Below are 20,074 nucleotides of genomic sequence, written 5' to 3' on the forward strand. Positions count from 1 at the left end.
CTAGGGGACGGTCAGGGTGAACTCGGCGGTTCGGACTTCGGCGTTCACCTGGAAGTCGAGGTAGAGGCGGTAGCGGCCTGGGCCGGGGGTGGTCAACCAGAACTTGATCTGACCGTCCACCAGCTCAGTCTCCGGGTGCACGTGCAAATAGCCGAGGTCACCCTCGCGCAACGCCACCAGATGCCCGTACGCCCCCAGGTACCGCTCCAGCGGGGCAGCGCCGCCAGCGCCGTCGACCCGGAAGGTCAGCGGCACTGTCGCCCCGGTCTGCGGTGTGCCCTGGTAGCCGACGGTGAAGCCGTCCACGGTCGTCGAGGTGGCCGGCCCCGGCAGTGGACGGGGCCGGTAGTCGCCGGGCGCCACCAGGTCCGTGCCGAGGGTCACCGCGGTCTGCGCGCCGCTGTCGGCGACGACTGTGAAGTCGGCGTACGCCCGCCAGAGGCCGGGTTGCGCGAGGGTCAACGGCACCGACCAGGTGCCGTCCGCCGCCATGGTCGGGTGCAGGTGCTGGTAACCGGTGAGGTCCCGTCGGACGACGATGAGGTGCATCGGCTTGTCGTGCACGATGGCGAACCGGGTGACCGGCCGGCGCTGCGCGTCGCGCACCTGGAAGCGGAGCTGACCGGGGCGACCCGCCGCGAACTCGGTGGCCAGGGGGACCAGGGTCAACCCGGCCGAGCTGACCGCCAGACCGCCCGGCTCGGTGGCCGCGCCCTGATCGACGCCCGTGGCGGAGCCGTGGTTGTGCGGGGCGACGCCGGGCGGATCGGTGTGCTCGGCGGCCAGCGACGGGCTGCCGGTGGCGGCACCGTTGACGTTCATCCGGCCGAGACCGAAGCCGAGCAGCACCGCCAGCACCAGCCCACCGACCACCAGCGCCAGCCGGAGAGTGCTGCGGTCCGGCCCGGCGGAGACGTCATCAGGCACGGCCGACGCCCAACACCTGGCCAGCGGCGGTCAGGTCCGTGCCTGCGTGTGCGCGGCGGACGGGCTGCTGGTCGGTCATGCCGCCCACGGTACCGCCGCTTCCGGCCGCGTCAGGCCGACGCCCGGACAGCGTGGCGACGGTCGCACTAGACGCCGCCCGGGAACTTCCCACCCGACCGCCGCAGTGCCGGGCAACACCCCGACCCAGGCACGGACACCGACGCGGACCAAGCAACACCCCGACCGAGCAGGGACGACGGCCGCGGACCCGAGCAGCGCCAAGGACCGGCGCGAACGCAGCGCGTCAGCCGGCCACGGCGAGGGCGAGCGGGAGCACACCGGTCGCCCCGGCCCGGCGCAGCGCCCGGGTCACCAACGTCATCGTCCAGCCCGAGTCGATGAGGTCGTCGACGAGCAACACCGGCCCGTCCAGCCCGGCCAACGCGTCGGCCAGGTCGGTCGGCACGGTGAAGGCGTCGTGCAGCGCGCGTACCCGTTGGGCGCTGTTGCCGCGCGGCCCGGCTGGGCCGCCGGGGCCGGCAGCGGCGACCTCGCCGAGCAGCGGCAGCCGGCCCACGGTGGCGATCCGCTCGGCGAGCGAGCCGAGCAGCCGGGGCCGCCGCCGGGAACCGACAGCGACAACCGCCACCGGTCGGCGGGGCCACGGGTCGTCGCCGTGCGCCCACGCCTTCAGCACCTCCACGACCGCGCCGGCGACGTCGTCGGGCAGCGGCGCGTCCGGCGCGTCCGGGCCGACGAGAGCACGCAGCCGGCCACCCCAACCCAGGTCGGAGAGGCGCCCGACGGCCCGGCCCGGCAGCGCCTGGTCCGCGGGGGCGATCCGGCCCTTGAGGGGTACGCCGACCGCGTCGAGCCCGGTCGGCCAGAGCTTCTTCGGCGCGATCTCCACGCCGGGTCGGCCCAGGAAGGTCTGCGCGGCGGCGTGCGCGGCCGTCGACACGTCGGCGGCGAAGAGTGGCTCGGCGCACGTGTCGCACCGGCCGCAGTCGGTCGCCCCGGTGTCGTCCAGGCGTTCCCGTAGATACCGCATCCGGCAGTCGGACGTGGTCGCGTACTCCCGCATGGCCTGTTGCTCGACGGTGCGCGCCTCGGCGACGCGGCGCAACCGGGCCTCGTCGTAGATCCACGGCTCGCCGGTGGCGAGCCAACCACCGCGCACCCGGCGGACCGCGCCGTCCACGTCGAGCACCTTGAGCATCAGCTCCAACCGGGCCCGCCGCAGGTCGACGAGGGGTTCGAGGGCCTGGGTGGAGAGCGGACGGTCGGTGTGCAGGGCGGCCAGCACGGCCTGGACCTGCTGCTCCGGTGGGAACGCCAGCGAGGCGAAGTAGCGCCAGATCGCGGCGTCCTCGACGCCGGGCAGCAGCAGCACCTCGGCGTGCTCGACGGCGCGGCCGGCGCGGCCGACCTGCTGGTAGTACGCGATCGGCGAGGGCGGCGCGCCGAGGTGGACGACGAAGCCCAGGTCGGGCTTGTCGAAGCCCATGCCGAGGGCGCTGGTGGCGACCAACGCCTTGATCTTGTTGTCGAGCAGGTCCTGTTCGGCGGCGCGCCGGTCGGCGTCGTCGGACTGCCCGCTGTACGAGGCGACCGGGTAGCCCCGGGAGCGCAGGAACTCGGCCGTCTCCCCCGCTGCCGCCACGGTCAGCGTGTAGACGATGCCCGAGCCGGGCAGCTGGTCCAGGTGGTCGGCGAGCCAGGCCAGCCGGTGCGCCGGGCTGGGCAGGTCGAGCACCCCGAGGCGCAGCGACTCGCGGTCCAGGGTGCCGCGCAGGATGAGGGCGTCGCCCAACTGCTCGGCCACGTCCTGGGTGACCCGGGCGTTGGCGGTGGCGGTCGTCGCCAGCACGGGGGTGCGCTCGGGCAGCTCGGCGAGGAACGTCCGCAGCCGCCGGTAGTCGGGCCGGAAGTCGTGCCCCCAGTCGGAGACGCAGTGCGCCTCGTCGACCACCAGCAGGCCGGTGGTGGCGGCCAACTTCGGTAGGACGCCGTCGCGGAAGTCCGGGTTGTTGAGCCGTTCCGGGCTGATCAGCAGCACGTCCACCGCGCCGGCCTGGATCTCGGCGGTGATCTCGTCCCACTCGTCGAGGTTCGCCGAGTTGATCGTGCGGGCTCGGATGCCGGCCCGCGCGGCCGCCTCGACCTGGTTGCGCATCAACGCCAGCAGCGGCGAGACGATGACTGTCGGCCCGGCCTGGTGGCCCTGCTCACGGTCCCGGAGCAGGGCGGTGGCCACGAAGTAGACAGCCGACTTGCCCCAACCGGTCCGCTGGACGCAGAGCACCCGCCGCCGGTCGACGACCAGCGCCTCGATGGCGCGCCACTGATCCTCGCGCAGCCGGGCATGGTCACCGGCCAGCCGGCGCAGCACCGCCTCGGCCCGCTCCCGTACCCCAGCTCGATCGTCATCCACCCGACATGTCTACCAGCGCCGTCCGTCATCCCCCTGCACAGAACCCCGTCGATCATGAAGTTGGCGACATCCGGTGCGGCGTGTCGTGGCAATAACTTCATGATCGACGGGGTGAAGGCGGGGCGGGGGAGGTCAGCGGCGGGGGCGTAGGGAGCGGGTTAGGTGGGACAGGCGGGGGGCCAGGCTGGTTAGGCCTCCTGGGAAGAAGTAGACGGCCAGGATGAAGACCGTGCCCAGGACGAACAGTGGCTGGCTCAGCGGACGGCTCAGGATGGCCGGCAGGTTGTCCACCGCGTCGCTCGTGCCGAAGGCGGTGAGCCGGTGGTCCAGGTACATGTAGAGGACACCACCGAGCACCGGACCCCAGCGGGTGCCCGGCCCGCCGAGCACCACCATGACCAGCAGCGACAGGGTCAGCTCGGAGGACGTGATGTGCGGCGACGCGCCGCCGACGATCAGGACGTAGACCACCCCGCCCGCCGACGCCAACCCGCCGGCCAGGGTGAACGCCACCAGCTTGTAGCGGTACGGGTCCAGCCCGAGCACGCCGATCCGCCGCTCGTCGTCGCGCAGCCCGGCCAGCACCCGCCCGGTCGGAGACCCGCTCACCCGGTGCACCACGAACACCACAAGGGTCAGGTACGCCAGTGCCAACCAGTACAGGTTGACCGTGTTGGTCACCCCGACCAGCCCGGCGGGCAGCCCGGACACGTCCAACGGCAGGCCCTCCTCGCCACCGGTGAGCCCGCCGAAGTCCCGGGCCACCAGGATCGCGCCCACCTGGGCGAACGCCAACGTGACCATGGCAAACGCGATGCCCACGATCCGCAGCGCCACCGCGCCGAGCAACGCCGCGAGGATGGTGCCGCCGGTGATGGTCAGCAGCGCCGCCTGCCACAGCGGCAGACCGGCCCGGGTGATGAGAATGTCGGTGCCGTAGACACCGGCGGCGAAGTACAGCGCGTGCCCGAAGGAGAGCATCCCGGTCCGGCCGAAGAGCAGGTCGTACCCGGCCGCGAGCCCGCCGAAGATCAGGCAGATGGCGAGCAGTTGCAGGGTGCCGGGCGAGTTGACCGGCCCCTCGAAGATCCCCGGCAGGGAGATCGTCGAGTACGGCAGGATCGCCAGCACGGCCAGCGCGACGAGCGGCAGGAACGGGCGCACCCGGTGCCACCGCCCCCGCTGCGGGGTCAACTCGTCGGGCACCTGCGCGGGAGGCGCGTCGATCACCGTCATGCTGTTGCCACCTTTCCGGCGATACCCTGCGGGCGCAGCAGCAGCACCACGGCCAGCAGCCCGACCACGCAGATGTCGCCGAGCCCGGACGTGCCGTAGTAGTTGACGAACTGCTGCACCAGCCCGACCACGACCGCCGCGTACGCGGAGCCGACCACCGAGCCCATCCCGCCGATCACCACAACGATGAACGCGAAGATCAGCAGTGAGCCGCCCTGCCCGGGCGAGACGGTGCCGAAGTAGACGCCGCCGAGCGCGCCAGCGAGCGCGGCGGCCGCCCCACCGATCGCGAAGACGAGGGTGAACGCCTTGCGGACGTCGATGCCCAACGCGGTGACCATCTCCCGGTTCTCCACCCCGGCCCGGATCACCAGGCCGTACCGGGTCCAGCGCAGGAACGCCAGGATCGCACCGAGCACCAGCACCGCCGCGATGATCAGCAGCAGGCCACCGTTGGGCACCTGCGCGCCGAGGATCCCGGTCACCTGCCGGGTCCAGTCCGGGCGCGGAAACGGCCGGGCGTCCGCACCCCAGGTGGCCTGGAGCAACGCCACCCCGGCCAGCGACAGCCCGACGGTGACCAACACCTGCTCGATGGTGCGGGAGTACAGCGGGCGGATCAGCACCAGCTCGACCAGGATCGCGACAAGCGTGCCGGCGGCCACCCCGAAAGCGACAGCGAACACGAAGCCGAACCCGTCCGGGCCGGCGCCCGGCAGGTTGCCCGCCGCCCACCAGGTGCCGTACGCGCCGACGCCGAGGAACAGCCCGTGCGCGAAGTTGAGCACGTCGGCCAGGCCGAAGACCAGGGACAGGCCGGAGGCGACCAGGAAGTACAGCGCCGCCAGGCCCAGCCCGGTCAGCGCCAACAGGATCACGGTCCCCATCAGTGCTTCACCTCCGCGGAGCCGACCCCGAGCAGCGACTTCGTCAACGCGGTCTCCAACAGCAGCTCGTGGGCGTCGCCGGTCCAGGCCACCTTGCCGGCGGCCAACACGACCGCGTCGCGGGCCAGCCGGCGTACGACGGCCAGGTTCTGCTCGACCAGCAGCACCGGCACCGACTCCGCGACCCGTTCCAACACCTCGGCCACCTCGGTCACCACCTTCGGCGCCAACCCCTTGGTCGGCTCGTCGACCAGCAGCAGCCGGTTGTCGTTGAGCAGCACCCGCCCGATGGCGAGCATCTGCTGCTGCCCGCCGGACAGCGAACCGGCCCGTTGCCGTCCGCGCCGGTCCAGCTCCGGAAAGAGCGCGAAGACCTTGTCGTACGCCGGGCTGGTGCCGCGCCGCTCGGCGAGCCGCAGGTTCTCCGCGACGGTGAGCCCGGCGAACACGCAGCGGTCCTCGGGCACGTAGCCGAGCCCACCCCGGACCAGCCGGTGCGTCGGCCGGGCCAGCAGGCTCTGCGCGCCCATCCGGATGGTGCCGCGGACCTCCCCGGCGGGCGGGGTGAGGCCGACGATGGCGCGCAGCGTGGTGGTCTTGCCGACGCCGTTGCGACCGAGCAGGACTGTCACGCCGGTCGGGGCGACAGTGAAGGACACCCCCTGGAGGATGTGCAGCCCGGAGATCCGGACCGACAGCTCCTCCACACTGAGGACGGGTTCCATCAGAGCTGCTCCCCCAGGTAGGCCTCTTGCACTGTGGGGTTGGCCATCACCGTCTCCGGGGTGTCGCAGGCCAGCAGCGCGCCGTGGTGCATGACGGCGATGCGGTCGGCCAACTCCAGGATGACGTCCATGTGGTGTTCGACCATCAGCACCGCCCGGCCGCTGTCGCCGGTCAACGACTTGATGACGGCGACCAGTTCCGGTACGTCCTCGGCGCTGACCCCGGCCATCGGCTCGTCCAGCAGCATCACCCGCGGTTCACCGGCGAGCAGCAGGGCGATCTCCAGCTTGCGCTTCTCGCCGTGGGCCAGGGTGCCCGCGAGGGCCGTACCCCGGTGGGCGAGGCCGACCCGGTCGAGCGCCGCGTCGGCGGCGGCGGCGACCTCCCGGTCGGCCGCCGCCCGCCGCCACAGCGCCATCGAGCCCCCGCGGTGCGCCTGCACGGCGAGCCGGACGTTCTCCCGCACGCTGAGCGAGCCGAAGACCGAGGACGCCTGGAAGGTACGGCCCAGACCGAGGCGGGCCCGCCGGTGCGGCGGGAGCGCCCCGATGTCCTGCCCGTCCAGGACGATCCGGCCCTCGGTGGCCCGGCGCAGGCCGGTGATCAGGTTGAACAGTGAGGTCTTGCCGGCGCCGTTCGGCCCGATGACGCCCAGGAACTCCCCGGGCGCCAGATCGAGGTAGACGCTGTCGACGATGGCGACCTCACCGATCCGCCAGGTCAGACCGCGGGTGGCGAGCATGGGTCAGCCCTTCATGGCCACGGCCGGCGGCGCGGTCTCGTCACCGGTGAGGCTCTTCTGCGCGGTCGCCGTGAAGGTGGTGCCGCTGCCGGTCAGCTTGGCCTGGAACATCGGCTGGAGCAGCGCGTGGTCGGCGGCCCGGATGGTCATCTTGCCCTTGACCCCGTCGAAGCTCCAGCCCTCCAGTGCGGTGACCATCTTGTCGACGTCGTCCCCACCGTCCTGCGCGGCGCGAACCACCATCTGCGCGGCGGCGAAACCGTCCGGGTGGAACAGGTCGATGGTGTTGACAGTGGCCTTCAGTGCCTTACTGGCCTCGGTGTCGCTGGCACCGTCGAAGTAGTGCGACAGGAAGGAGATCTTCGCGCCGGCGGCGCCGAAGGTCGGCCACGAGGCGCGGATGTCCAGGCCGGTGACGACGGTGGTGGACGAGAGCACGCCCTGCTGGTCGAGGGTCTGCCACATGGCCGGGGCGGTCGTGCCCGCCCACGCCACGAAGAGCAGATCCGGCTTGGCGGCCTTGATCTGGCTGGCGAACGGGGTGAACTCGGTGGCACTGGCCGGGGCCCGGACACTGCTCACTGTCGCGCCCGCGGTGCCGATGACGGCCTTGACGGCCGCCTCGTTGGCGTCGCCGAACGCGCCGTCCTGGGCGAAGACCACCACCTTCTTGCCGGACGGGTCACCGATGAACGACTTGGCGGTCACCACGTCCTGGTACGACTGCCGACCGGAGCGGAACGTGTACTTGTTCGCGCCGGTCACCGCGTCAGTGGCGGCCGGGCCGGAGATGAACAGGACCTTGTTCTGCGCCGCGATCGGCGCGACCTGGAGCGCCACGCCGGAGGCGGTGGAGCCGGCGATGATCTTCGTGCCCTTACCGATCAGGTCCTTCGCCGCGGAGACCGCCTTGGCCGGGTCGCCCGCGTCGTCGACCTCGGTCACCTCGATCTTCCGGTCACCGACCTTGCCGGTGCCCTTGGTGGCGAAGTCCAACCCCGCCTTGAACCCCTCGATGTACTGCTTTCCGTAGCTGGCCAGGGCTCCCGACTGGGAGTACACCAGGCCGACCTTGACCGGCGCGGCGCTGTCGCCGCCGCCGGTGGCGGTGTCCTGCGGGCTACCACAGGCCGTGGCGGCCAGCGCCGCGGCCATCATCGTGGCGGCGGAGAGGAACACCCGCCGCGTCGTCCGGACCGTCATTGCGACTCCACATGAGGACTCGGAGGGAGAGAACTTCTTCGTGACGGCTCACGCTAGAAGTGACGTCACCCACGAGCTATGTGGCGGAAACACACAAGTAACAGGATTGAGGTGGCCGGAGGTTACAAACCCGGGTAGCTCCGGCCTGAAGCCCGGGTAGCGGATGGGCACCGTCCCTACCGCGCCGGCGGCCGCTGTGTCGGCACCCGCCACCGACGGTCACCCGCCGCCGCGCCGCGAGGGGGTCGGTGGACAGTCACCGTCGTGGCCGGCGGGCCGCGGGCAGCGCCGGCCACCGCCGAGCAACCGGTCGCAGAATACCCAGTGGCGTACGCCCTGCGCGTCCTCCGCCGAGACAGTGACGCCGCCGCCGTCCATGTCGGGCAGGAAGCCCAGTGCCCGGGTGACCGCCCGGGCCAGCCGCATCGCGCCGGGCAGGTCGGTGGCAACCACCGGCAGGTGTACGACGAAACGCTCCCCGCTCACCGCCGCGCGCCCGGGGCGAACCGAACCTGCCAGCGGCGCAGCGCCCGCTTGATCCGGATGTTCTCCTCGTTGGTCAGCACCAGGTCGCGCCGCGCTCGGGCCAGGTCACCGGCGAGCCGGTGTAGGAAGTCGTGCACCTCGACCGGGTCGAGCCCTCGGCGCACCTGCCGGAACTGGCGTTCGCGGATTTGCCTGATAGTCAGGAGGCGACAGGACTCCGTCCGGCACGAGCCGGAGTGCGGCGGGTGGGACTCTTCGGCAGCGAGGAGGGCGCGCTGCTCGGGCCGGGGACGACGGCGTAGGGCGCGGCGGAGCCTGTCAAGGACGGTGCGCATGGCCACCTCTCGGTCGCGTGGGACTGGAAGGCGGCCCGGCCCGCAGACAGGGGGACGCAGGCCGGGCCGCCGGCCCCGCAACCGCAGCCCTCATCGGCGGTACGGCCCCGCGGCCCACTGTGGTGTCCGCCAACCGGGGTTTGCCGAACCAACCGGAGCCGGACACCAGCAAACCTACCCCAAATACTTGTGTAGGTTGACCCCTGGTCATCGCGACACGACAGCTTGTTGCAGTTACTGGTGTAGGCCCGGCATGATCAGAGGCGCCGAACCAACCGGAGTCTCCCCATGCCTACAGCCGAACCCCCGTACCGGCGAATCGCAAACGACCTCGCCGCCAAGATCAGGAGCGGCGAACTGCAGCCGGGCGACAAGCTTCCGTCGACCCGGGAACTCGCCGAGGCCTACGAGGTCCACATGAACACCGCCTCGCGCGCGCTGTCGTTGCTGCACGACCGTGAGCTGATCACCGGCCAGCCGGGCCGGGGCACCTACGTGGCCGAACGACCTGCCCGATAACGCTCCACCACCCCGCCGACCGACGACGAGGGTTCCCGCGCCGAAATTCCGCCTCAGGGCTGAGCCGGTGTCAGATCATGGACTGCGGGCCGCGCGACGATCAACCGCCAGACGGCCATCGGTGCTGCTCATTAAGCCTTGCCACCAGACGAATCCCCTCCGAGCAGACCTATTGCGGCCAGCGAGCCCTGCAACGCAGCGCTACCTTCTCATGACCAGAAGTGAGCGACGCGGGGAGGACCGTTGTCCAGCAACGACGAATTTTTCCGGTCGAAGAAGGCTGCGGCCGTGCTGAAGCACGGCATCCTCAAGCGCTATCCCGTGGTGTTCGCCTCCAAGACGGGGCAGGGGAACCCGATCGTCTTCCTCGACGGCTACGCCGGCAGAGGCGAGTACGACGGCGGCGAGCCCGGATCTCCACTGCTGTTGTCCCGGTGCGCCGAGTTCGTCCAAGGCTTCCGCGACGTGCTCGCGTTCTTCGTCGAGCAGGATCCGGACAGCTACGCGAACCTGGAGCAGGTGCTCCACGACAAGGGTGGGGCAGTTCGGCGTGAACTTCGCCAGGGCACCCTCGACCAGCACCTGCCCGAGGTGCTGGCCCGAGCCAAGGGTGCCTCGCTCTTCGCCTTTCTCGATCCCTTCGGTCCCGCGCTCGACTTCGATCTGATCCGGACGCGGCTGCTCGGGCGCCCGAGCTGGCCGCCGACCGAAGTGCTGCTGCATTTCAGCGTCTCCACCGTGGCTCGGATGGGACGTGCCGTTCACGTCGCCGAGAATCGATCGGGTGGGCTGTCGGAGAGCGACCGGAGGACCGCCGCGCGATTGGACCGGTTCCTGGGTGGCGGCTGGTGGCGCAGTTATTTCGCCGAGGTGTCGGATGCGGGCGATGACCAGCGCGCCACGGACGTCGCGCTCCGGGTTGCGGACAGGTACGCCCGAGATCTCACCCAGGGGTCCGACTACCAGGCGGTGCAGATGCCGGTGCGGCCACGCCCCGGTCTCGCGCCGAAGTACGTCCTTGCCCTGTTCACCACCCATGGCGAAGGTGCCTGGCATTTCGCCGACACCTTGGGGAAAGCTGGCGTCGAATGGGAGGAGGCGTGGGTCCGGGAACAGATCCGCCGGGGCGACCACGTGACGGAGACGTTGTTCGGCGACGGTCCCGTCTTCGACGCCGAGCAGTACAAGGCCGAGAATGCCCCTCGGTGGTCAGGTGCGATCGAGCGGAACATCATCAAGCTGCTCGAACAAAACTCTACGATCAAGATCGTCGATCTCGTGCCGGAGATCTACGGTGACGTGCTCGGGCATGCCTGGGCACCACATGTACGACAGGCCGTCAAGTCGCTGCATCGGCAGGGCCGGATCAGCAGCCCCGGCACGGGTGACTTCTGGAAGGAAGTCCTCTGGCGACCTTGAGCCGGCGCCGCACTCGCGGCAGCCCTTATGCCTGCACGAGTAGGCGCGGGGCCGGCATCTCGTCCCAGGTCCGACCGTCGAGGTGCCGGCCGCCAACCTTCGGCGTACGCCCGCCCCACTGTTTGAAGAAGAACGCGGTGCCCGCAGCCGCGCACTGATCCCGGAGGTCGCGCGCCCACGCCGGATCCATCGGGCGGCAGCCCTGCCCCGACTCGCCCCCCGCGATCAGCCAGTCGATGCCGTCGAGATCCAAGTCGACCAGTGGCCCCAGCAGCGGCTCAGCCGATATGAACCGTACCGCAGCTGGCACCTCGCGGAGCTGGTCGACCCGCTCCCGCTGAGTGCGGTCTTCGACGCTCACGCCCATCCAGACGTTCGCTGGCCAGTCGATCTGATGGGCGACCTTCGCCAGCCTTGAGGCGCGCTTGGTGAGCACCTGGAAGGTGTGCCTCGGGGTCTCGCGCATGACGGCGAACACCTGTTGCACATAGGTGAGAGGAACCCGAGCGTGGAACAGATCCGACATGGAGTTGACGAAGACGGTCCGTGGGTCACGCCAGCGACGAGGAATATCGAGGGCATCAGGGTGCAGGGCGACGCCGAAACCCGGGCCGGAGGTGCGCGGGTCTCCGTCCGTCTGGTACTTGATCGAGCCCATCGCCTTGAGCCGCTTGGCCAGAGTCATCGCATAGCAGTTGTCGCAGCCCGACGAGATGCGGTCACAACCGGTGGTGGGGTTCCAGGTTGCTTCCGTCCACTCGATGGCGCTTTTGTCCGCCATGCGCCCTCCTTCCACTCGACGGGCCAATACTGTCGAACAACCGTACGCATGGGAAGGGTTGCGGGGCGTGTCGGCCCGCCATCTTCGCTGTCTACGCTGCCGCTGGCCCTGCGTCGGCATAGGCACATGCCACCAACACTCCCTGACAGGCCGGTCCGGAACTCTGCGGAAATTGTGCGAGTCGGCGCGTCGGGGCGGTCGAAGATCGTCACAACAACCCTGATATTGCTGCCTCAACTCGCATCGAGGCAGCAACTTCCCCGAAGTTGCTGCCTCAAGACCGCCCCGACGCAGGACCGAGCGTCCGGTTTCGATGGAGGGTGGACGCAGGTAGGGGCGGGCGTGGGTGCCAGATTCGTTTACGGCATCAGCTCCAAAGCGTCTGTTTAGGTAACGGCGGATGCCCGGGAGAGCGAGGTCGGACGTGACGCTGGCCCGTCGTCCGGGTGGCGGACGACGGGCCAGCGTGTGGGCCGGGCGCGTGTCGGCCCGGCGGTCGGCTCGAAGCGGATCAGCTCCGGGCCGGGGTCTGGGTCAGAGGCCGGCGCGGGCGGCGACGGCAGTGTCCGGGTGGTCGCTGAAGACACCGTCGAGGCCCAGGCCAAGGAAGAGCTCGTACTCGGCGGTGATGTCGCCGCGCGCGTTCGGGTCGGTGCCGATCCGGAAGTCCACCGGGAGGAACTGGTTCTCGGCGCGGAACGTCCAGGAGTGCACGAGCAGGTGCTCCCGGTGCGCGTCGCGTACCACGTTGGTGGGGGCGAGCAGGGCGCCGGCGGCGTTCCGGGGGACGATCAGGTTCTTGTTCGCGCCGATGCCGTCGGCGTACCCGGCGATCCACTTCAGCCCGGCCGGCGTGGCCAGATCCAGGTAGGTGCGTGCGTCACCGGCGGCTGTGAAGTCGTAGGGGCGGCCGGTCGCGTCGAGCAGTTGGACCAGCTTCACCTCGGTCAGCCGGCTCAGGCGGCGCAGGTTGGCCGTCTCGAACGACTGGATGAAGACCGGCGAGTTCTTCCGGTCCAGCTTGTTCTGCCGCAGCACGCGGAGCAGCGGCTCCTCCAACGGCAGTTTGATCGAGGCGAAGTAGCTCGGGTGCTTGGTCTCCGGGTAGATGCCGATGGTGCGGCCCCGTGCCCGCCCCTCGGTCCGGGCCAGGTCGATGACCTCCTGGAGGGTGGGCACCTCGAAGCGGCCGTCGAAGGCGGTGTTCGCGACGCGTACCTGCGGCAGCCGCTCCTTGGCACGCAGTGTCTTCAGCTCGGCGACTGTGAAGTCCTCGGTGAACCAACCGGTCACCGCGACGCCGTCGATGGTCTTCGTCGTCTTCCGGGCCGCGAACTCCGGGCGGGTCGACACGTCGGTGGTGCCGGAGATCTCGTTCTCGTGCCGGGCGACCAGCACGCCGTCGGAGGTGGAGACCAGGTCCGGCTCGATGTAGTCGGCACCCATCCGGATCGCCAACCGGTACGCCTCCAGCGTGTGCTCCGGGCGGTAGCCGCTGGCACCACGGTGACCGATCACGATTGGCCGGTCGTTCGCACGGGTGCTGTCGGCGTTCGCGGCCGGCTCGGCCGTGGCCATGGTCGGCAGGGCCACGGCGGCAGCGAGCAGAGCGCCGGCCACGCCGAGGGTCGAGAGGGTACGTCGCAACGCCGTCTCCTGTCATCGATGGTCCGGATAAGCAGACCGTCCGCGATTTGCCAGGAGTTGGTCGATGGCTGGCCGGCAGATGAACCTCCGGAATGCCCGTTCCCACTCCAGGGTCGCGGGCGGAAAGGAAGATTGTCTGGTGCGCCGGTTTTTCCGCAATCCCGTGCGGCTGGTGCCGTTCGCGTTCCTGGTGCCGATCCTGCTCGGTACCGGGTTGCTCATGGCGCGCTGGGCGACCGCCGAACACGAACGGCCACCCGTGGTCACCGCCCTCTTCACCGCCACCTCGGCCGTGTCGGTCACCGGCATGGCGATCACCGACACGCCGAACTACTGGTCCGGCTGGGGACTGCTGGTGATCACCCTGCTCACCCAGCTCGGCGGCCTCGGCATCCTCACCGTCGCGGCGTTGGTCATCCTGGTGGTCTCCAGTCAGCTCGGGCTCCGCAACCGGTTGCTGGTGCAGGCCGAGACGGCGGAGTTCGGCATCGGCGAGGTTGGCCGGTTGCTCCGCCGGATCGCGCTGACCGTCTTCGCCTGCGAGGCGGTGATGACCGCGCTGATCGCCGGTCGGCTCTGGCTGGCCTACGACTATCCGTTCGGGCGGGCCCTCTGGTCGGGTGCCTTCCATGCCGTGCAGGGCTTCAACAACGGTGGCTTCGCGCTCTACACCGACGGCCTGCTGGCCTTCAGTCGTGACCCGTGGGTGTCGCTGCCCCTGGCGATCGGCGCGATCATCGGCGGTCTCGGGTTTCCCGCGCTGTTCGAGGCGGTCCGCGAGTGGCGCCAGCCGGCACACTGGGCGGTGGCGACGAAGTTGACCATCTGGGGCAGCGCGGCGCTGCTGCTGGTCGGCTTCGCCGGGCTGCTCGCCGCCGAGTGGACCAACGCGGGCACGATCGGCCAGTACGACGTACCGGGAAAGCTCCTCGCGTCGTTCACTCAGATCGCGCTGAGCCGCACCGGTGGCTACAGCGTCCTGAACATCGCCGACCTCCAGGAGGAGAGCTACCCCCTGCTGATCGTGCTGATGTTCATCGGCGGCGGCAGCGCCAGCACGGCGGGTGGCATCAAGGTCTCCACGTTCTTCCTGCTGGCGTTCACCATCTGGGCCGAGTTGCGGGGTGAGCCCGACGTGACGATCGGGCACCGGCGGGTGGCCACCGCCAGCCAGCGGCAGGCGGTCACCGTCGCGCTGCTCAGCGTCGCGTTGGTGGCGGCCGGAACCATGCTGTTGCTGCTGCTCACCGAGGGCGCCAGCTTCGTCGCGGCCCTGTTCGAGATCACCTCGGCGTTCAGCACCACAGGTCTGACCATTGGTCTGGCCGCCGAACTGCCGGCCGGCGGCCAACTCGCGCTGACCGTGCTCATGTTCATCGGCCGGGTCGGGACGCTCACCCTGGGGTCGGCGATCGCCCTGAACACCCGGCGCCGGCTCTACCGCTACCCCCAGGAGCAACCCATTGTCGGCTAGTAGCAGGGAGGGCCGAGGTGTCGGCTAGACGGGCGGACAGCGGCGGCATCGTGGTGATCGGGTTGGGTCGGTTCGGTTGTCACCTGGCCGGGTCGCTGACCCGGATGAACCGCGAGGTGTTGGCCATCGAGCGCAGCCCGACGAAGGTGCAGCGCTGGTCGGCCGAGCTGGACCGGGTGGTTCAGGCGGACGCGACCGAGGAGGGGGCGCTGCGGCAGCTGGGCATCACCAGTTTCGGACGGGCGGTGGTCGCCATCGGGGCCTCGGTGGAGGCGAGTGTGCTGACCGTGTTGGCGCTTGTCGAGCTGGGTGTGCCCCAGATCTGGGCTCGGGCCACCTCGCAGAAGCACGCCAAGATCCTGGCGTCGGTGGGCGCGCACCACGTGATCTTCCCGGAGGCGGAGACCGGGGACCGGGTCGCGCACCTGATCGTGAGCCGGTTGCTCGACTTCATCGAGTTCGACGATGACTTCGCCATCGCCACCGTCCGGGTGCCGGAGTCCCTGGTCGGGCGCACGCTGCTCGACCTGAGACCGGAGGAGCGTTACGGGGTACGCGTGGTCGGCGCCAAGCTGCCGGGCGAACGCTTCCGGTACACCTCCGACGACACGGCGCTCCCCCAGGGCGGGGTGCTCATCGTCGAGGGTGGGATCGACCAGGTGCAGCGGTTCGCGGGGATGCGCTGACCCACGACCCGCCAGCCGAACAGCGGAGCGTTCAGCGCGTCTCATTGCAACGAGACAGCCTACTCACTTCTTCCGGTGACCACCCGGCCCCTTGGTCACCTTCCCGCTTTTCCCGGACCACCGCCCCCGGCCTTCGGCTTCGCGGGAGCCTTGGGAGGCTTCGGCGGCTTGGCCTTCGCCGCGCCGCCACCCGAACCGGAGCCGCTCGGCACCTTCGCGGCCTTGGGCGGTGCCTTCGTCGTGGCGGCCTTGCCCGGCGGGGCCGTGGACGGCGCACTGCCGGCAACCCCGGACACCCGAACCCCGCAGGTCGCCTCGCCGAGCCGGAACTCGACAGGCAACGGGTTCGCCCCGGTGTACTTACCCGTGAGGGTCACCTTCTCGGCCCCACCGGGGGCCAGCGTGGTGCGCTGGGCCGCCGGCCGGATCAGCACCGTGCTCCCCTGCTGGTGCACCGGCGCGGGCTCCGACTTCGTCACCTTCTGCTGGCCGGGGAAGGTGAAGCTCATCGTCCAGTCCCGCAGCTCACGGCCACCGGTGTTGGTCAGGGTCAACTCGGCGGCGAACTCGGTGCCGGAGTCGGTGCGCAGCGCGTACGCCACCTCGCAGGGCGCCGCCGCCGGCAGGCCCATCCGAGCCTCGGTCGTCGGCCGGTCCCCGCCGCTGGCCGGGCTGCGTGAGGTGAACCCCCACATCGCCCCGGTGACCGCTATCAGCCCGACGGCGGCCACGCCGGCCTCCACCCGCCGACGCCGGGTCACCCGCTGCCGCGTCCGACGATCCCGGCTGCGGGTCCGCGACAACGGCAACGCGTCGGTCGCCGCCGACCAGGGCAGGATCGTGGTGCGCGCACTGCCGAGCATGGCCTCATCCAGAGGTCCGGCGGCCGGGGAGACCGGCACCGCCGCGAGCATGCCGGCCGCCTCGGCGAGCGTCCGGGTCAGCTCGGCGGTGGCCGGTCGGTCCGCGGGCCGCTTGGCCAGGCAGCGTCCGACCAGCTCGGCCACCCCGTCGGGCAGACCCGGGACGGTGGGCATCGGCTCCGGGTCGTTGTACATGTGGGCGCGCAGCATCTGGGTGGTCGTGCTGGCCAGCCACGGCAGTCGGCCGGTGAGCATCCGGTAGAGCAGCAGCCCCACCGCGTACACGTCGGTGGCCGGGGAGACCTGGCCGTTGTCCAGCCGCTCCGGGGCGAGGTAGGCGGGAGTGCCCAACAGCGCGCCGTCCGGCCCCTTCTCGCTCTCCCCGACGAGCGCGGAGATACCGAAGTCGACCACCTTGACCCCGGTCGAGGTGAGCATGACGTTGCCCGGGGTGACGTCGCGGTGCACCACACCGCGGGCGTGCGCGGTGGCCAGCGCCGAGCTGACCTCGGCGCCGATGGTCACCGCCTCCCGCCACGGCAGTCGGCTCTCCCGGCCCAACCGGCTGGCCAGCGAAGCGCCGTCGACCAGCTCCATCACCACGTACGGCACGGTCAGACCGACCTGCTCGGACTCGCCGTAGTCGTACACGTTCGTGATGTTGGGGTGGCACAGCCGCGCGGCGGCCTGCGCCTCGATCCGGATGCGGTGCCGGAAGGCCCGGTCGCTGGCCAGCCGGGAGGCCAGCACCTTCACCGCGACCTGGCGGCCGAGCACCTCGTCGTACCCACGCCAGACCACCGACATCCCGCCCGCGCCGAGTTGCTCGATCAGCCGGTACCGCTCATCGAGCAACTGCGCGCCGTTTCGGTCCCCACCACCCATGGTGAGCGTTGTTGCCCAGGAACAGCCGGCCTACACCTGGAGTATCGGAATCGGTCAGGATTGTCACCCGTTCAGGGCGTGCCTAGGCGGTGGCCAGCAGTTGGTCCACCGGGGCGTAGTCGTCGGTCAACACCATCGCCCCGCCCACGAAGTCCGTCAGGGCCGCGCCGGAGAGCAGGCTGACCCTCGGGTCCACCTCGGCCAGCCGGGCGCGGACGGCCTCCAGTGGCAGCGGAGCATCGGAGCCGACGATGAGGAAGTTGGCGCCCTGCTCCTCGGCGAGCGCCTCCGGTGGCGCGATCAACGCGACGTGCCCGAACTCAGCGGCCACAGTGGCCAGCTCGGCGCGGATGAACCGCAGCGGCGGGTAGTCGATGACGTTCTGCACGTACACGCCGCCGGGGCGGGTCACCCGCCGGACGTCGGCGGCCATCTCCCGGGTGGCCAGGTGCCAGGGCACCACCAGGTGCCCGAACGCATCACCGACCACCAGGTCACGGCTGTCGGTCGGCTCGCCGGCGACAAGCATCCGAGCGTCACCCACCACCGCCCGCAGGTCCGGCCCCGGCCGTACGCCCAGTTCCTGCTCGCCCAACTCGACCAGCCCGCCGTCGATCTCGAACACCAGGTTGTCGGTGCCCGGTCGGGTGGCGGTCAGGTAGCGCGGCACTGTGAACCCACCGCCGCCCAGGTGCAGCGCGTCCAGGCGCTGACCGGCCGGCGCGGCGACGTCGGCGACCGCGCCGATCCACTTCGTGTACGCGTACTCCAGGTGTTTCGGGTCGGCGAGGTCCACGTACGAGTGCTGGGCGGAGTTGAGCAGCAGCGTCCGCCCGCTGGGTCGGGAGGGGTCCGAGGTGACCCGGGCGCAGTGGTACGCCGTCTCGATGTCGCACGGGTTGGGTGCCACGGTGGTCAGTCCCGCCCCGGCCAGGCCGAGCACGGCCAGCGCGGCCCGGGCCCGGGCCGGACCGGGCAGCTCGGTGGGCTCCTGCCGGCGCAGGTACCAGCCGAGGCCGATGCCGACCAGCCCGAGCGCGATCGCCAGGGCCAGCAGGATGACGGTGCTGCGTAGGGCGGCGACCAGCACGAACCCGGTCAGCAGGGTCGCGGTGATGCCGCCGAGGGTGCCGATCCCGGAGAGTCGACCGACGACCTGGCCGGTGCGGCGCAGGTCGGCGAGCTGGAGTTTCACGACCAACGGGGTGACAGCGGCCAACAGCGCGGCTGGCACGAACACCGCCAGCGCGACCAGCAGCAGGATGCCGCTGGCGGCACCACCCCGCAGCACCTCGCCGGCGTACCTGACGACGGGCAGGGTGATGGCGGTGGCGATGCCGGCCAGCACCAATGCCGGCGCCAGCAGGCCCCGCGGGTTGCGCCGGTCGGCCAGCCAACCACCGGACCATGCCCCGTACGCGATCGCGGCCAGCGCGATGCCGATCACCGAGCTGGTCACCTGGAGGGTCACCCCGACGTACGGGCCGACCAGGCGCAGCGCGACGGTCTCCAGCACCAGCACGGCACCGCTGGAGAAGAAGACCAGGAAGGCGGCCAGGCCATTGGGCAGCGCCCGGCCGGTGACCGGCACGGGCAGGGCCGGGGAAGCCGGCGGGGCCGCTACGTCGGACGGTGGGGAGCTCATCGTCGCGATGGTACGCAGCGAAGCTGGTGCTTCGGGTCAGTACATCGAGAGATGAACATGGTTCGTGTGGGAGGCCGCCGGGCTGCCGCTACCACTGTACGAGCGCCACCCGGTGCCGGGATGCCAGATCTGCCGGTACCAGATCACGTAGAGCACGCCCAGCCGGTCGGCGTTGCGCACGTGCCAGGCGGCCAGGCTGTCCCCGTACGACTTGTCGCCGCCCGTCGCGTTCTTGTCCTCGAAGCCGTTGGTGGCGGCCGAGAAGTCGCAGGCCCGCCCCTTCGGGTGCTCGCCGCCGCCGCCGCTGCGCTTGCAGGAGACGTGCCGCTTGTAGCCGGCCGCCTGGGTCTGCTTGAGCGCGTTGAGGGTGCGCGGGGTGATGCATCCGGAGGTGGTCGGGTCCTTCACCGAGCAGGATTCCGACGGCCAGGACCCGTCGGAGTTACGCGGCGCCGGCTTCGCCGAGGTGGAGCTGCCGCCGCTGAAACCGTTGCTGCCGCCGGAGCTGACCTCGGCGAGCGCCTCCTCGGCTTCCTTCTTCTTCTTCGCCATCACTGCGAGTTGCTTCTGCTGCTCGCGGACCTCGGCGTCGATGGCGACCTTGGCCTGCTGCGCCTGCTGCCGGGCCGCGGTGAGGTCACGCAGCCGCTTGCTGTCGCGCTGGGCCATCAGGTCGAGGTCGCCCGCGCGTTCCAGGAACGCCTCCGGCGTGGCGGTGTTGAGCAGCATCGAGACCGCGCTCAGCCGACCCACCCGGTACGACTGGGCGGCCACCTCACCCACCTGGCTGGTGAGCCCGACCAGCCGACCCTCCAGCGTCGCCAGCTCGCCGGTCAGCGCCGTCTGGCGACGCTTGGAGTTGTCCAGTTTGGCCTTGGCCTCGATGTGCCCCTTGGCGGTCAGCTCCAACGCGTCCTGCAGCTTCTTGCTGCCGCCCTCGCCAGGCTCCGCGTACGCGGGCACGGCAGCACCGCCGAGCACCAACGCGACGGCGGCGAGCACGGCGAACAGAGCGCGGCGACCGAGCCGCGGGCTGAGCCTGGTCCTGGGCACGAAAGCGTCCTTCCGTCGACCGCCGGCCCCCGAATGAACACTGCACGGCGGCGCCGGTCGGCGGCCTGCTGGCGGAGACCGCCGGTCACGATACCGGACTGTGGGCCGGTGACCAGCCCCCTGACC

18 protein-coding genes are annotated in these 20,074 nt (G+C 70.8%); 4 read left to right on the plus strand and 14 right to left on the minus strand.

Features of this window, described 5'->3' with window-relative positions; translation table 11 throughout:
• From KBX71_RS31800 to KBX71_RS31840, 9 genes are all read right to left on the minus strand, one after another.
• Nucleotides 1-927, minus strand: coding sequence for a hypothetical protein (locus KBX71_RS31800; RefSeq protein WP_210821423.1), 927 nt, complete (start codon nt 925-927; stop codon nt 1-3).
• A gap of 304 nt (nt 928-1,231) precedes the next feature.
• The gene (locus KBX71_RS31805; RefSeq protein ID WP_210821424.1) at nt 1,232-3,361 is read right to left on the minus strand and encodes a RecQ family ATP-dependent DNA helicase; all 2,130 of its coding nucleotides are present in this window, start codon (nt 3,359-3,361) and stop codon (nt 1,232-1,234) included.
• A 132-nt stretch (nt 3,362-3,493) separates the two neighbouring features.
• Complete coding sequence (locus tag KBX71_RS31810) at nt 3,494-4,597, minus strand: branched-chain amino acid ABC transporter permease (RefSeq protein ID WP_210821425.1); 1,104 nt, start codon at nt 4,595-4,597, stop codon at nt 3,494-3,496.
• Nucleotides 4,594-5,484 (minus strand): branched-chain amino acid ABC transporter permease, encoded by an 891-nt coding sequence (locus KBX71_RS31815; protein ID WP_124815814.1) that lies wholly within the window; start codon nt 5,482-5,484, stop codon nt 4,594-4,596. The genes KBX71_RS31810 and KBX71_RS31815 overlap by 4 nt, the downstream gene beginning before the upstream one ends.
• A complete protein-coding gene (locus tag KBX71_RS31820) occupies nt 5,484-6,209 on the minus strand; it encodes an ABC transporter ATP-binding protein (protein ID WP_210821426.1) in 726 nt (241 codons plus the stop codon). Before KBX71_RS31820 ends, KBX71_RS31815 begins: the two co-directional genes overlap by 1 nt.
• Complete coding sequence (locus tag KBX71_RS31825) at nt 6,209-6,952, minus strand: ABC transporter ATP-binding protein (RefSeq protein ID WP_196929416.1); 744 nt, start codon at nt 6,950-6,952, stop codon at nt 6,209-6,211. The genes KBX71_RS31820 and KBX71_RS31825 overlap by 1 nt, the downstream gene beginning before the upstream one ends.
• 3 nt (nt 6,953-6,955) lie before the next feature.
• Nucleotides 6,956-8,155: a substrate-binding domain-containing protein gene (locus KBX71_RS31830; protein ID WP_210821427.1), complete on the minus strand. Its 1,200-nt coding sequence runs from the start codon at nt 8,153-8,155 to the stop codon at nt 6,956-6,958.
• Nucleotides 8,156-8,374: 219 nt separating this feature from the next.
• Nucleotides 8,375-8,641 (minus strand): hypothetical protein, encoded by a 267-nt coding sequence (locus KBX71_RS31835; RefSeq protein ID WP_210821428.1) that lies wholly within the window; start codon nt 8,639-8,641, stop codon nt 8,375-8,377.
• The gene (locus KBX71_RS31840) at nt 8,638-8,976 is read right to left on the minus strand and encodes a DivIVA domain-containing protein (protein WP_210821429.1); all 339 of its coding nucleotides are present in this window, start codon (nt 8,974-8,976) and stop codon (nt 8,638-8,640) included. Before KBX71_RS31840 ends, KBX71_RS31835 begins: the two co-directional genes overlap by 4 nt.
• A 288-nt stretch (nt 8,977-9,264) precedes the next feature.
• Between KBX71_RS31840 and KBX71_RS31845 the strand changes: the two genes are divergently transcribed.
• Together KBX71_RS31845 and tcmP are read left to right on the plus strand one after the other, a co-directional pair.
• The gene (locus KBX71_RS31845) at nt 9,265-9,495 is read left to right on the plus strand and encodes a GntR family transcriptional regulator (protein ID WP_210821430.1); all 231 of its coding nucleotides are present in this window, start codon (nt 9,265-9,267) and stop codon (nt 9,493-9,495) included.
• Nucleotides 9,496-9,738: 243 nt separating this feature from the next.
• Nucleotides 9,739-10,914, plus strand: coding sequence for a three-Cys-motif partner protein TcmP (tcmP, locus tag KBX71_RS31850; RefSeq protein WP_210821431.1), 1,176 nt, complete (start codon nt 9,739-9,741; stop codon nt 10,912-10,914).
• 25 nt (nt 10,915-10,939) lie between these two features.
• Here tcmP and KBX71_RS31855 read toward each other — a convergent pair whose 3' ends face one another.
• Complete coding sequence (locus KBX71_RS31855; protein WP_210821432.1) at nt 10,940-11,695, minus strand: DUF5131 family protein; 756 nt, start codon at nt 11,693-11,695, stop codon at nt 10,940-10,942.
• A 534-nt stretch (nt 11,696-12,229) separates the two neighbouring features.
• Nucleotides 12,230-13,342, minus strand: coding sequence for a glycerophosphodiester phosphodiesterase (locus KBX71_RS31860; RefSeq protein ID WP_210821433.1), 1,113 nt, complete (start codon nt 13,340-13,342; stop codon nt 12,230-12,232).
• A gap of 139 nt (nt 13,343-13,481) precedes the next feature.
• Between KBX71_RS31860 and KBX71_RS31865 the strand changes: the two genes are divergently transcribed.
• Entirely contained in the window at nt 13,482-14,816 is a 1,335-nt protein-coding gene (locus KBX71_RS31865; protein ID WP_307847435.1) for a potassium transporter TrkG, read from the plus strand.
• A 17-nt stretch (nt 14,817-14,833) separates the two neighbouring features.
• Nucleotides 14,834-15,502 carry a TrkA family potassium uptake protein gene (locus KBX71_RS31870; protein WP_124823163.1) on the plus strand — a complete coding sequence of 223 codons (669 nt, stop codon included), beginning with the start codon at nt 14,834-14,836 and terminating at the stop codon, nt 15,500-15,502.
• 95 nt (nt 15,503-15,597) lie between these two features.
• Here the strand turns inward: KBX71_RS31870 and KBX71_RS31875 are convergent, their stop codons facing one another.
• From KBX71_RS31875 to KBX71_RS31885, 3 genes are all read right to left on the minus strand, one after another.
• Nucleotides 15,598-17,250 (minus strand): serine/threonine-protein kinase, encoded by a 1,653-nt coding sequence (locus KBX71_RS31875; RefSeq protein WP_210821434.1) that lies wholly within the window; start codon nt 17,248-17,250, stop codon nt 15,598-15,600.
• An 82-nt stretch (nt 17,251-17,332) separates the two neighbouring features.
• Nucleotides 17,333-18,895: a fused MFS/spermidine synthase gene (locus KBX71_RS31880; RefSeq protein ID WP_247684459.1), complete on the minus strand. Its 1,563-nt coding sequence runs from the start codon at nt 18,893-18,895 to the stop codon at nt 17,333-17,335.
• A 36-nt stretch (nt 18,896-18,931) separates the two neighbouring features.
• On the minus strand, nt 18,932-19,948 hold the full coding sequence (locus tag KBX71_RS31885; protein ID WP_210821435.1) for a hypothetical protein: 1,017 nt from the start codon (nt 19,946-19,948) through the stop codon (nt 18,932-18,934).
• Between the last annotated feature and the right edge of the window lie 126 nt (nt 19,949-20,074).

Source organism: Micromonospora sp. D93 (assembly GCF_018070365.1).
GTDB lineage: Bacteria > Actinomycetota > Actinomycetes > Mycobacteriales > Micromonosporaceae > Micromonospora > Micromonospora ureilytica.